We start from the raw sequence: 13,223 nt of genomic DNA, 5'->3' as shown, positions 1-13,223 counted from the left end.
TCCTCGGTGCGGCGGCCCGCCGCCCTGGAGTCTTCCATCGCCGCGGAGGACGGCGGCGGCCGCCCCCCGGGTTCCGCGACCGCCCGGAGGTCACCGATCCGTGACGCGGAACCGGCCCCGTCGTTGGCACAGCAGGGCCGCCCCGCCCGGTGACGCACTATCCCCGATCTTCACCCGGACGAGTGAGCCGTCCTTGTGATCACCCGTCAGGGATAGGTAACCCTTACCTGACGCGACGGTGCGAGCGCCCGCCGACCCTCTCCACCACCCGCGCGCGTCCGCACCCCCACGCGCACCAAGGAGCAGCCTTGAGCACCGCCCTCACCGGAGCCCCGCCCGTACCGCCGCCGACCGCGCAGCGGGCCGCCTCCGGCCCCGACCCGCTGCTGCACCCCGATCCGCTGCTGCACCCCGACCCCGCCGTCGCCGCCGAACAGGCGGCCCTGGAAGCCCTGTTGCGCTGCTGGGCCCGGGAGACCGGGGCCCGCCCCGGGGCGGACGGCCGACTGCGGATCGACGTCCTCGGCGGGGCCGCCCGGCTCACCGCCGCCGTCCGGCACTGGTCGCCCGGCGGCTGGCACCGCTTCGGCCCGGCCACCCTCTCGGCCGGGGACGGCGCCCCGGCGGGAGACGGCTCCGCGGCCCCGGTGGACGCCGTCACCGCCGCCGCCCTGCTCGCCGCCGCGGCCGCCGAACGGCCCGACCCCGCCCGGGTCGCCGACCTCGCCGCCCGGGTCGCCGACTCGGTGGTGCGCACCGCCGAGATCCTCGCCCACCGCCGCACCGCCGCCGAACCCGGCGGACCGGAACGCTCCGCCTTCCTCGCCGCCGAACAGGCCCTGCTGCTCGGCCACCCCCTGCACCCCACCCCGAAGAGCCGCGACGGCCTCGGACCGGCCCAGAGCGCCGCCTACTCGCCCGAACTCCACGGCTCCTTCCAGGTCCACTGGTACGCCGTCGACCGCGGCCTGCTCGCGGCCGGATCCGCCGTCGCCGAGAGCGCCGACCGGATCACCGCCGCCCTCCTCGGCGGCCACGCGACCCTGCCGCCCGGCACCGCCGCCCTGCCGCTGCACCCCTGGCAGGCCCGCGAACTCGCCCACCGCCCGACCGTCGCCGCGCTGCTCGCCGACGGGCTGCTGCACGACCTCGGCCCGGCCGGCGAACCCTGGTACCCCACCTCCTCGGTGCGCACCGTCTACCGGCCCGGCACCCCGTGGATGCTCAAGCTCTCGCTCGGCCTGCGGATCACCAACTCCCGCCGGGAGAACCTGCGCAAGGAACTCCACCGCGGCCTGGAGGTGCACCGGCTGCTGGAGAGCGGCCTCGCCGCCGAGTGGCGGGCCGCCCACCCCGGCTTCGACATCGTCCGCGACCCCGCCTGGATCGGCGTCGACCACCCCGACCTCGGCGACCCCGGCGGGCTGGACACCGTGCTGCGCGCCCAGCCCTTCGGGCCGGCCGAACGCGCCCTCTGCGTCGCCGGGTTCGTCGCCGAACAGCCGCGCGGCGCCGGCGCCACCGTGCCGTCCGCCCTCGGCGACACCCTGCGCGCGCTCGCCGCCCGCACCGGCCGCCCGCTGCGCACCGTGGCCGCCGAATGGTTCCTGCGCTACCTGGACGCCGTCGTGCTGCCCGTGCTCTGGCTGGACGGCCGCGGCGGCATCGCCCTGGAGGCCCACCAGCAGAACAGCATCGTCCTGCTCGACGCCGAGGGCTGGCCCAGCGGCGGCCGCTACCGCGACAACCAGGGCTACTACTACCGGGAGAGCGCCGCCGAGCGGCTCACCGCCCGGCTGCCCGGACTCGGCGAGCAGAGCGACACCTTCCTGCCGGACGACGTCATCGACCACCACTTCGCCTACTACCTCGGCATCAACCACGTGCTCGGCCTGATCGGCGCCTTCGGCTCCCAGGGCCTCGCCGAGGAGACGGTGCTGCTGGCCGGGCTGCGCCGGTTCCTGGCCGGCCCGCGGGCCGCCGCCACCGGCTCCGCCCTGCCCGCCCTGCTGCTGGACGCGCCCACCCTGCCCTGCAAGGCCAACCTGCTCACCCGGATCAACGGCCTCGACGAACTGGTCGGCCCGGTCGCCACCCAGTCCGTGTACGTGGACATCCCCAACCCGGTGGCGGGCGCCTGATGCCCGACGAGCTGCCCGGGTGGGGCGAAGTCCCCACCCCGGCCGGCCGGTTCCGGCTCGGCCCGGTCCGGCTGCCCGACCACCTGGAGCTGCTCACCGGATGGATGAACGACCCCGAGGTCGACGCCTTCTGGGAGCTCGCCGGGCCGCCCGCCGTCACCGAACGGCACGTCCGGGCCCAACTGGACGGCGACGGACGCAGCCTGCCCTGCCTCGGACTGCTCGACGGCACCCCGATGAGCTACTGGGAGGTCTACCGCGCCGACCTCGACCCGCTCGCCGGGCACTACCCCGCCCGCCCGCACGACACCGGCGTGCACCTGCTGCTCGGCCCGGCCACCAGCCGCGGCCGCGGCCTCGGCGCCCAGCTGCTGGCCGCCGTCGCCGCCCTCGTGCTGCGCCACCGGCCCGACTGCCAACGGGTGGTGGCCGAACCGGACGTCCGCAACCGGCGCTCGGTCCGGGCCTTCGAACGGGCCGGATTCCGGGCCGCCGCCGAACTCGACCTGCCCGACAAGCGCGCCGCGCTGATGGTGCGCGACCGCGAAGCGCCACTCCCCGCCTAGGACACCCCTGTGGACACCTCGACACCCCACGAACCCCCCTACGACCTGCTCGGCGTCGGCATCGGCCCGTTCAACCTCTCGCTCGCCGCCCTCGCCGAGCCGGTACCCGGGCTGCGCACGCTCTTCTGCGACCAGCGCCCCGAATTCCGCTGGCACCACGGCATGCTGGTGGACGGCGCCCGGATGCAGGTGCCCTTCCTGGCCGACCTCGTCTCACTCGTCGACCCGACCAACCCGTGGTCCTTCCTCAACTACCTGCGCGCCCAGGACCGGCTGTTCCCGTTCTACTTCGCCGAACGCTTCCAGCTGCCCCGCCGCGAGTACGACCACTACTGCCGCTGGGCCGCCGACCGGCTGCCCAACTGCCGCTTCGGCGCCGAGGTCACCGCCCTGCACCGGGACGGCCCGCTGTTCCGGGTCGAGCTGACCGACACCGCGACCGGCCGGCGCAGCGCCGTACGGGCCCGCAACCTCGCGCTCGGCGTCGGCACCCGGCCGGTGCTCCCCGAGGCCTTCGCCGCCCTGGCCGACCGCCCGCGGGCCTTCCACTCCGCCGAGTACCTGGACCGCCGGGCCGAGCTCGCGGACGCCCGGGACATCACCGTGGTCGGCAGCGGACAGTCCGGCGCCGAGGTCTTCCTCGACCTGCTCCGCCGCCACCAGGACGACGGCGTCCGGCTGCGCTGGCTCACCCGCACCCGGGCGCTCGCCCCCATGGAGTACTCCAAGCTCGGCCTGGAACACTTCACCCCCGACTACACCCGCTACTTCCACGGCCTGCCCGGCCCGGTCCGGGACGCCCTGGTCACCGCCCAGTGGCAGCTGCACAAGGCCGCCAGCGCGGAGACCCTCGCCGAGATCCACGACCACCTCTACGAGCGCACCATCGGCCGCCCGATCGACACCGCCCCGGTCGAGATCACCCCCGGCACCGCCGTCACCGCGGCCCGGCCCGGGCCCTGCGGCGGACTCGAACTGGACTGCCGGCACACCGACTCCGGCGCCGAGCACGTGCTGCGCACCGACGCCGTGGTGCTCGCCACCGGCTACCGCGCCGCCCGCCCGGCCGCGCTCGAACCGCTCGCCCACCTGATCGACTGGGACGAGACCGGGCGCTACCGGGTCGACCTCGACCACCGGGTCGCCACCCGGCCCGAGCTCACCGGCGGCCTCTACGTCCAGAACGCCGAACTCCACACCCACGGGGTCGGCGCCCCCGACCTCGGCCTCGGCGCCCACCGGGCCGCCGTCATCCTCAACGCCGTCACCGGCCGGACCGTCCACCGGCTGCCCGACCGCACCGCCTGGACCGGCTTCGCGCCGCCCGGGGCGCCGACCGCGGCGCCGGCCGCGGCCGGGCCCGTAGGCGCCCCGATCGAGCAGACCCCCGTCGTCCCCCACCCCCAGGAGCTGACCCGTGCCGCAACCGTCGGCCGCTGAACCGCCGCTCTACCTGCCCCCGCACCTCACCGCCGGGCACTGGCAGCGGGCCGGCCGCGCCCTGCTGGCCAAGATGCTCGGCGAGTTCGCCTACGAGGACCTGCTCAAGCCCGTCCCGGGCCCCCTCGACGGCGAGTACCTGCTGAAGCTCCCCGAGGCCGAGTACCGCTTCGCCGCCCGGCGCGGCGCCTACGACAGCTGGCAGGTCGACCCCGGGTCGATCCGCTGCTCCCGCCCGGACGGCCTGGACCCGCTGCGCTTCCTCCCGTACGCCCGGGACGCGCTCGGGATGCGCGGCGACACCACCGCCCACCTGGTCCGCGAGCTGTCCGCCACGCTGACCGCCGACGCCCGCCAGCTCGCCACCGCGCTCACCGCCGCCGAGCTCGCCGACCTCGACCACCCCGCCCTGGAGGGCCGGCAGGGCGGCCACCCGTGGATCGTCCCCAACAAGGGCCGGATCGGCTTCTCCGGCACCGACGCCGCCCGCTGGGCCCCGGAGGCCCGCAGCCCCCGGCCGCTGCCCTGGATCGCCGTCCACCGCCGGCTCGCCGAGTACCGCGGCGTGCCCGGCCTGGAACGCCCCGAGCAGCTGTACGCCCGCGAACTGGACGACGAGGCCGCACTGCGCGCCCCGCTCGGCGCCGACGCCGACGACTACCTGCTGCTGCCCGTCCACCCCTGGCAGTGGGACGAGACGGTCCTGCCGCTGTTCGCGCCCTGGATCGCCTCCGGCGAGATCGTCCCGCTGGCCTCGGACGGCGACCCACGGCTGCCCCAGCAGTCCATCCGCTCCTTCTTCAACACCGCCCACCCCGAGCGCTGCACCGTCAAGCTGCCGCTGTCCATCCTCAACACCCTGGTCTGGCGCGGGCTGCCGGTCGAACGCACCCTCGCCGCGCCCGCCGTCACCGCCTGGCTGCACGGGCTGCGCGACGCCGACCCGTACCTGCGGGACGAGTGCCGGGTGATCCTGCTCGGCGAGATCGCCTCCGTCACCGTCGACCACCCGCTCTACCGGGAGATGCCCGACTCGCCGTACCAGTACAAGGAACTGCTCGGCGCGATCTGGCGCGAACCGCTCGGCCCCTTCCTGGCCGGCGACGAGCGCGCCCGCACCCTCGCCGCCCTGCTGCAGAGCGGCTCCGACGGGCGCGCCCTCGCCGTCGAACTGATCGCCCGCTCCGGCCTCACCCCCGCCGGGTGGACCGCCCGGCTGTTCGCCGCGCTGCTGCCGCCGCTGCTGCACTTCCTCTACCGCTACGGACTGGTCTTCTCCCCGCACGGCGAGAACGCCGTCGTGGTCTTCGACGACCGCGGCACCCCGACCCGGCTCGCGGTCAAGGACTTCGTCGACGACGTCAACCTCAGCGACCAGGACCTCCCCGAGCTGCGCGCGCTGCCCCCCGAGGTCGCCGAGGTGCTGCTGCGGGAGAACCCCCAGGGGCTGTGCCAGTTCATCCACTCCGGGCTGTTCATCGGCGTCTTCCGCTACCTCGCCCCGCTGCTGGAGGCGCAGGCCGGCCTCGCCGAGACCGACTTCTGGGCCCTGCTGCGCGCGGAGATCCACCGCTACCAGGCCCGCTTCCCCGAGCTGCGCGAGCGCTTCGACCTGTTCGACCTGTTCCGGCCCCGGATCGACCGGCTCTGCCTCAACCGCAACCGGCTGCTCATGGACGGCTACCAGGACCGCCCGCACCGCCCGCACGCCGTCCGGCACGGCACCGTGCCGAACGCCCTGGTCGGCGTGGAGGTGCGGCCGCCCGGCCCCCGCCCCGGACAACGGGACCGGATTGTCACCCCCGCCCCGTAGGGTGGAAGGGTCATGACGAACGACTCCGAATCCCACGACTCTGAATCCCAGCGGGCGACGGACCTCGGCGACGCGGCCGAGGAAGCCGTCGCCGTCCCGCGCTCGCGGATTCCCGAGCTCCTGCACGCCGCGGTCGAGGCCGTCGGCGGTGTGGAGCGCCCCGGCCAGATGCGGATGGCCGAGGCCGTCGCCGACGCCGTCGACCACTCCGAGCACCTGCTCGTCCAGGCCGGCACCGGCACCGGCAAGTCCCTCGCCTACCTGGTGCCGGCCCTCGCCCACGGCGACCGGGTGGTGGTCGCCACCGCCACCCTGGCCCTGCAACGCCAGCTGGTGGAACGGGACTTGCCGCGCACGGTCGAGGCGCTGCACCCGGTGCTGCGCCGCCGCCCGCTGTACGCGATGCTCAAGGGCCGCTCCAACTACCTGTGCCTGCACCGGGCCAACGAGGGCACCCCGAGCGAGGAGGGCGAGGGCCTGTTCGACCCGGTCGACGCGCTCGGCGGCCCCACCGGCAAGCTCGGCCAGGACGTGCTCCGGCTGCGCGACTGGGCCGACGAGACCGAGACCGGCGACCGGGACGACATGAGCCCCGGCGTCTCGGACAAGGCCTGGGCGCAGCTCTCCGTCACCTCCAAGGAGTGCCTGGGCGCGACCCGCTGCGCGTACGGGCAGGAGTGCTTCGCGGAGAAGGCCCGGGAGCGGGCCAAGCTCGCGGACGTCGTGGTCACCAACCACGCGATGCTCGCGATCGACGCGATCGAGGGCGCGCCGGTGCTGCCCGAGCACGGGCTGCTGATCGTCGACGAGGCGCACGAGCTGGTCAACCGGGTCACCGGCGCGGCCACCGCCGAGCTGACCGTCGGCGCCGTCAACCGGGCGGTCAAGCGGGCCGCCCGACTGGCCAACGAGAAGGCCGTGGACGCGCTGCAGGCCGCCGCCGAGAACTACCACGGCCTGATGGAGACCGCCCAGCCCGGCCGGGTCGAGGAACTGCCCGAGTACCTGGCCTACGCCGTCACCGCGATCCGGGACGCCTCCCGGCAGGTGATCACCTCGCTCGGCGAGACCCGGGACAAGGGCCTCAGCGACGAGGATGCCGTCCGCAAGCAGGCGATGGCCTCGGCCGAGACCCTGCACGAGACGGCCGACCGGCTGCTGGAGGGCTCCGAGTACGACGTGGTCTGGATCGAGCGCAGCGACCGCTACGGGCTGGGCACCGCCTCGCTGCGGGTCGCGCCGCTGAGCGTGTCCGGGCTGCTGCGCGAGGGCCTGTACAAGGAGCGCTCGGTCGTCCTGACCTCGGCGACCCTCAAGCTCGGCGGGGACTTCAACGGCGTGGCCGGCTCGCTCGGCCTGCCCAAGGAGACCCGACTGCCGGACCAGCGCACGCCGGGTGACAACCCGGAGGCCGGCTCCGGCTTCGGCGAGGACGCCGTCCCGCACTGGCGGGGCATCGACGTCGGCTCGCCGTTCAAGTACCCCAAGCAGGGCATCCTGTACGTGGCCAAGCACCTCGCGGACCCCGGGCGGGACCCCGAACGGCCCGACATGCTGGACGAGTTGGCCGAGCTGGTCGAAGCGGCCGGCGGGCGCACCCTGGGCCTGTTCTCCTCGATGCGCGGCGCCCAGGCCGCCGCCGAGGCGATGCGGGAGCGGCTCGACCACCGGATCCTGCTCCAGGGGGAGGACACCCTCGGCGAGTTGATCCGCGAGTTCGCCTCGGACGCCACCACCTGCCTGTTCGGCACCCTCTCGCTCTGGCAGGGCGTGGACGTGCCCGGCTCGGCCTGCCAGCTGGTCGTGATGGACCGGATCCCCTTCCCCCGGCCGGACGACCCGCTGATGAGCGCCCGCCAGAAGGACGTCGAACAGCACGGCGGGAACGGCTTCATGGCGGTCGCGGCGACCCACGCGGCGCTGCTGATGGCGCAGGGCGCGGGCCGGCTGGTGCGCGCGGCGGAGGACCGGGGCGTGGTCGCGGTGCTCGACCCGCGGGTGGAGACCAAGCGGTACGGGGGCTTCTTCCGGTCCTCGATGCCGGAGTTCTGGTACACCACGGACCGCAACCAGGTGCGGCGCTCGCTGGCGGCGATCGACGCCTCGGCGGCGCCGGTGCGGCCGGTGGTGAAGCGGGGCTGAGCGGCCCCGGCACGTGGTGCAGGACGGACGGAGGGGCTCCCCGCTGACGCGGTGGAGCCCCTTCCCGTCGTCGTGCCGGCCGCTCGAGGTGGCGGCCGGGTGCCGCCGTCAGAGGCGGCGCAGGACCGCGACCACCTTGCCCAGGATGGTGGCGTTGTCGCCGTTGATCGGCTCGTAGGCCGGGTTGTGCGGCATCAGCCAGATCCGGCCGTCCTCGCGCTTGAGCCGCTTGACGGTGGCCTCGCCGTCGATCATGGCGGCCACGATGTCGCCGTTCTCGGCGACCGGCTGGCGGCGCACCGTGACCCAGTCGCCGTCGCAGATGGCCGCCTCGATCATCGAGTCGCCGCGCACGGTGAGGGCGAACAGCTCGCCCTCACCGACCAGCTGGCGCGGCAGCGGGAAGACGTCCTCGACCGTCTGCTCGGCCAGGATCGGACCACCGGCCGCGATCCGGCCGACCAGCGGCACGTACGAGGTGGAGGGCCGCCCGGCCGTCTCGGCGGTGTTGGGGCGGGCCACCTCGACGCCGCGGACCTCGTAGGCGCGCGGGCGGTGCGGGTCGCGGCGCAGGAAGCCCTTGCGCTCCAGGGCCATCAGCTGGTGGGCGACCGAGGAGGTGCTGGACAGGCCGACGGCCTGGCCGATCTCGCGCATGGACGGCGGGTAGCCGCGGCGCTGGACGGAGTCGCGGATGACCTCGATCACCCGGCGCTGGCGCTCGGTGAGGCCGGCCTCGTCGGTGCGGATGCCGGGGGGGCGGCCGGGCATCGAGCGGGCCGGGGAGGGATGGGTGTCGTCCATGGTGGGGGAGTGCTCGATCGGCTGGTCGGGAACGCGGCCCGTGGTGGAAACGGCCGGGCCGGAGAGGCGGTGGTCTTCGCTACGGTCCATGCTGATGTCCACGCTCTGCTGATTCGTGGTGCGCTGCCCCACCTTGAACTGGGAGTGTTCCTGCACCGGGATGGTGTTGGTTTCGACGGTGTTCACGGCGGCCCCTCTCGACGGCTGTCCTCTCCCCTTTTCCAGCCCAACGCGCCTCCTATCGAAAGGTTGCGCCAAACACACGTTCGAGTGAATTATTCGGGAGTTGACTGACTCGATCAAGGCTTTGTTGTACATCGAGTAAATGTTCGACCGGATGTCGACTCCGGAAGTCTAATCGGCGCCGACACGCCAGGGGTGTCACCTCCCCCCGAGACCTAGATGTAGTGGCTAGAGTCCTCTCCGTGCCCAGTACTAGTGGTCGCGCCGCATGATCAGCTTGCCGAAGGCGGGGGCGCATCGCATAGACTCAACCGGTCCGCACGTCCTGCCAGGGAGGGATCCCCAGGTGCACTGCCCCTTCTGCCGGCACTCCGACAGCCGCGTCGTCGACAGTCGGACCACCGAGGACGGCAGCTGCATTCGCCGTCGTCGGCAGTGCCCGGACTGCGGTCGCCGTTTCACCACCGTGGAGACGGCCGCGCTGATGGTCATCAAGCGCAGTGGCGTCACCGAGCCGTTCTCCCGGCAGAAGGTCATCACCGGAGTCCGCAAGGCCTGCCAGGGCCGCCCGGTCACCGAGGACGCCCTCGCCCAGCTCGGCCAGCGGGTCGAGGAGTGCGTGCGGGCCAGCGGCAGCGCCGAGCTGACCACCCACGACGTCGGGCTGGCCATACTCGGCCCGCTGCGGGACCTCGACGTGGTCGCCTACCTGCGCTTCGCCAGCGTGTACCAGGCGTACGACGGACTCGAGGACTTCGAGGCCGCCATCGCGGAGATCCGCGCCGAGCGGCCCGCCCCCGAGGCGGACGGCACCTGCGTGCCCGTTCCCGCCGCCGCGCCCTAGGAGGCGCGCCGGGCCCCTGCGGGCCCGCCCAGGAGCCACCACCATGCGGCCCCCGTGGGCCGGTAGCACCACACCGGCCCCGCGTGGGCCCACGCGTGCCCGAAAACGGGGCACAGAACACTACAAACCGTGCGTAAGCGGACGGGGTCCCGTCTGCCCGCACACCGGAAGAACGAACCAGCGGTGCCCGGATTTTTCGGGGCACTTCGGGCGTTTGCCCAGGAGGAGGAGCGAGAAGTGACAGACACCACGAGCGGTTCCGCACGCGGGTCGAAGTCCGAGAAGGCCGTGACCAAGGGTGCCAAGGCCCCGAAGGGCGGTCTCCGGATGGAGCGCATCCACACCACCCCTGGCGTGCACCCGTACGACGAGGTCAGCTGGGAGCGGCGCGACGTCGTCATGACCAACTGGCGTGACGGCTCCATCAACTTCGAGCAGCGCGGCGTCGAGTTCCCCGACTTCTGGTCGGTCAACGCCGTCAACATCGTCACGTCCAAGTACTTCCGCGGCGCCGTCGGCACCCCCCAGCGCGAGTGGAGCCTCAAGCAGATCATCGACCGCGTGGTGCTCACCTACCGCGCGGCCGGCGAGAAGCACGGCTACTTCGCCACCAAGGACGACGCCGAGACCTTCGAGCACGAGCTGACCCACGCCCTCCTCCACCAGGTGTTCAGCTTCAACTCGCCGGTCTGGTTCAACGTCGGCACCAAGCAGCCCCAGCAGGTCAGCGCCTGCTTCATCCTGTCCGTCGACGACTCCATGGAGTCGATCCTCGACTGGTACAAGGAAGAGGGCATGATCTTCAAGGGCGGCTCCGGCGCCGGCCTCAACCTCTCCCGGATCCGCTCCTCCAAGGAGCTGCTCTCCTCCGGCGGCAACGCCTCCGGCCCGGTCTCCTTCATGCGCGGCGCCGACGCCTCCGCCGGCACCATCAAGTCCGGCGGCGCCACCCGGCGCGCGGCCAAGATGGTCGTGCTGGACGTCGACCACCCGGACGTCGAGGCCTTCATCGAGACCAAGGTGAAGGAGGAGGAGAAGATCCGCGCCCTGCGCGACGCGGGCTTCGACATGGACCTCGGCGGCGACGACATCACGTCCGTCCAGTACCAGAACGCCAACAACTCGGTCCGCGTCAACGACGAATTCATGACCGCCGTCGAGAACGGCACCGAATTCGGCCTGCGCGCCCGGATGACCGGCGAGGTCATCGAGACCGTCGACGCCAAGAAGCTGTTCCGCAAGATGGCCGAGGCCGCCTGGGCCTGCGCCGACCCCGGCATCCAGTACGACTCCACCATCAACCAGTGGCACACCTGCCCCGAGTCCGGACGCATCAACGCCTCCAACCCGTGCTCGGAGTACATGCACCTGGACAACTCCAGCTGCAACCTGGCCTCGCTGAACCTGATGAAGTTCCTGCGCGACGACGACTCGTTCGACGCGGAGCGGTTCGCCAAGGTCGTCGAGCTGGTCATCACCGCGATGGACATCTCCATCTGCTTCGCCGACTTCCCCACCGAGAAGATCGGCGAGACCACCCGCGCCTACCGCCAGCTCGGCATCGGCTACGCCAACCTCGGCGCCCTGCTGATGGCCACCGGCCACGCCTACGACAGCGACGGCGGCCGCGCCCTGGCCGGCGCCATCACCTCGCTGATGACCGGCACCGCCTACCGCCGCGGCGCCGAACTCGCCGGCGTCGTCGGCCCGTACGACGGCTACGCCCGCAACGCCACCGCGCACCAGCGGGTCATGAAGCAGCACGCCGACGCCTCCCTGGACGCCGTCTCCTTCGACGACCTGGATGCCCCGGTCTGGCTCCGGGCCAACAAGTCCTGGCAGGACGTGCTGCGCATCGGCGCGCAGAACGGCTTCCGCAACGCCCAGGCCTCGGTCCTCGCCCCGACCGGCACCATCGGCCTGATGATGGACTGCGACACCACCGGCGTCGAGCCCGACCTCGCCCTGGTCAAGTTCAAGAAGCTCGTCGGCGGCGGCTCGATGCAGATCGTCAACGGCACCGTCCCGCGCGCCCTCAAGCGCCTCGGCTACCAGGACGAGCAGATCGAGGCGGTCGTCGCCCACATCGCCGAGCACGGCAACGTGGTGGACGCGCCGGGCCTCAAGGCCGAGCACTACGAGGTGTTCGACTGCGCGATGGGCGAGCGCTCCATCTCCCCGATGGGCCACGTGCGGATGATGTCGGCGATCCAGCCGTGGATCTCCGGCGCCATCTCCAAGACCGTGAACATGCCCGCCACGGCGACCGTCGAGGACGTCGAGGAGATCTACTTCGAGGCGTGGAAGATGGGCGTCAAGGCGCTCGCCATCTACCGCGAAAACTCGAAGGTCGGCCAGCCGCTCTCGGCCAAGAAGAAGGACTCCGAGACCGAGGCCAAGGCCGAGGAGGCCCCCGCCCCCGCCGCCGTGGTCGAGAAGGTCGTCGAGTACCGCCCCGTCCGCAAGCGCCTGCCCAAGGGCCGCCCGGGCATCACCACCTCCTTCACGGTCGGTGGCGCCGAGGGCTACATGACCGCCAACTCCTACCCGGACGACGGCCTCGGCGAGGTCTTCCTGAAGATGTCCAAGCAGGGCTCGACCCTCGCGGGCATGATGGATGCCTTCTCCATCGCCGTCTCGGTCGGCCTCCAGTACGGCGTGCCGCTGGAGACCTACGTCTCGAAGTTCACCAACATGCGCTTCGAGCCGGCCGGCCTGACCGACGACCCGGACGTGCGGATGGCCCAGTCGATCGTCGACTACATCTTCCGCCGCCTGGCGCTGGACTTCCTGCCGTTCGAGACCCGCTCGGCGCTGGGGATCCACTCCGTCGAGGAGCGCACCCGCCACCTGGAGACCGGCTCCTACGAGCCGCTGGAGGCCGAGGAGCTCGACACCGAGTCCCTCGCCCAGTCCGCCCCGGTCGCCGCGGCCAAGCCGGCCCCGACCCCCGCCCCGGCCGTCGAGGCGCCCAAGGCGGCCCCGAAGCAGGCCCACAACTCCACGGAGCTGATGGAGATCCAGCTCGGCCTCAACGCCGACGCGCCGCTCTGCTTCTCCTGCGGCACCAAGATGCGCCGCGCCGGCAGCTGCTACCTCTGCGAGGGCTGCGGCTCCACCAGCGGCTGCAGCTGACCGCAGCGCTGACCCCGCGCGGGTGAGCCACCGCTGAGGCGGGGGGGGGGCTTACCCGGCCCGCCCCCCCCCATAGCGATGTGCCCGGGGGCCCAGGTCACGGAGGGGGGGGGGGGGCGGGGAAAAGGGGTGAGAGTATAAACAAATGAAGCAGC

At 72.9% G+C, this 13,223-nt stretch carries 8 protein-coding genes; 7 read left to right on the top strand and 1 reads right to left on the bottom strand.

The genetic code is table 11. The features are described from left to right. The first annotated feature begins 308 nt into the window (after positions 1 to 308). Genes ACFV8H_RS23760 through ACFV8H_RS23740 form a run of 5 tightly spaced genes read left to right on the top strand, consistent with a single transcriptional unit; the run spans position 309 to position 8,102 of the window. The gene (locus ACFV8H_RS23760) at positions 309 to 2,141 is read left to right on the top strand and encodes an IucA/IucC family protein (RefSeq protein WP_380403299.1); all 1,833 of its coding nucleotides are present in this window, start codon (positions 309 to 311) and stop codon (positions 2,139 to 2,141) included. Then, complete coding sequence (locus tag ACFV8H_RS23755) at positions 2,033 to 2,707, top strand: GNAT family N-acetyltransferase (protein ID WP_380403371.1); 675 nt, start codon at positions 2,033 to 2,035, stop codon at positions 2,705 to 2,707. The genes ACFV8H_RS23760 and ACFV8H_RS23755 overlap by 109 nt, the downstream gene beginning before the upstream one ends. A 9-nt stretch (positions 2,708 to 2,716) precedes the next feature. Next, positions 2,717 to 4,147, top strand: coding sequence for a lysine N(6)-hydroxylase/L-ornithine N(5)-oxygenase family protein (locus ACFV8H_RS23750; protein WP_380403297.1), 1,431 nt, complete (start codon positions 2,717 to 2,719; stop codon positions 4,145 to 4,147). After that, on the top strand, positions 4,125 to 5,960 hold the full coding sequence (locus ACFV8H_RS23745) for an IucA/IucC family protein (RefSeq protein WP_380403294.1): 1,836 nt from the start codon (positions 4,125 to 4,127) through the stop codon (positions 5,958 to 5,960). Before ACFV8H_RS23750 ends, ACFV8H_RS23745 begins: the two co-directional genes overlap by 23 nt. Before the next feature lie 12 nt (positions 5,961 to 5,972). After that, positions 5,973 to 8,102, top strand: coding sequence for an ATP-dependent DNA helicase (locus ACFV8H_RS23740; protein ID WP_380403291.1), 2,130 nt, complete (start codon positions 5,973 to 5,975; stop codon positions 8,100 to 8,102). A 108-nt stretch (positions 8,103 to 8,210) separates the two neighbouring features. On the opposite strand, the gene lexA is transcribed toward ACFV8H_RS23740, so the two are convergent. Then, a complete protein-coding gene (lexA, locus tag ACFV8H_RS23735; protein WP_350507843.1) occupies positions 8,211 to 8,906 on the bottom strand; it encodes a transcriptional repressor LexA in 696 nt (231 codons plus the stop codon). A 529-nt stretch (positions 8,907 to 9,435) separates the two neighbouring features. On the opposite strand from lexA, the gene nrdR reads away from it, so the two are divergent. Beyond that, entirely contained in the window at positions 9,436 to 9,933 is a 498-nt protein-coding gene (nrdR, locus tag ACFV8H_RS23730; protein ID WP_360237507.1) for a transcriptional regulator NrdR, read from the top strand. Between the two features lie 237 nt (positions 9,934 to 10,170). Beyond that, complete coding sequence (locus tag ACFV8H_RS23725) at positions 10,171 to 13,068, top strand: vitamin B12-dependent ribonucleotide reductase (protein WP_380403288.1); 2,898 nt, start codon at positions 10,171 to 10,173, stop codon at positions 13,066 to 13,068. The last annotated feature ends 155 nt before the right edge of the window (positions 13,069 to 13,223 follow it).

Source organism: Kitasatospora sp. NPDC059827 (assembly GCF_042731675.1).
Classification (GTDB): domain Bacteria; phylum Actinomycetota; class Actinomycetes; order Streptomycetales; family Streptomycetaceae; genus Kitasatospora.
The sequence above is the reverse complement of the archived record's forward strand: the minus strand, read 5'-3'. Positions and strand labels throughout refer to the sequence as shown.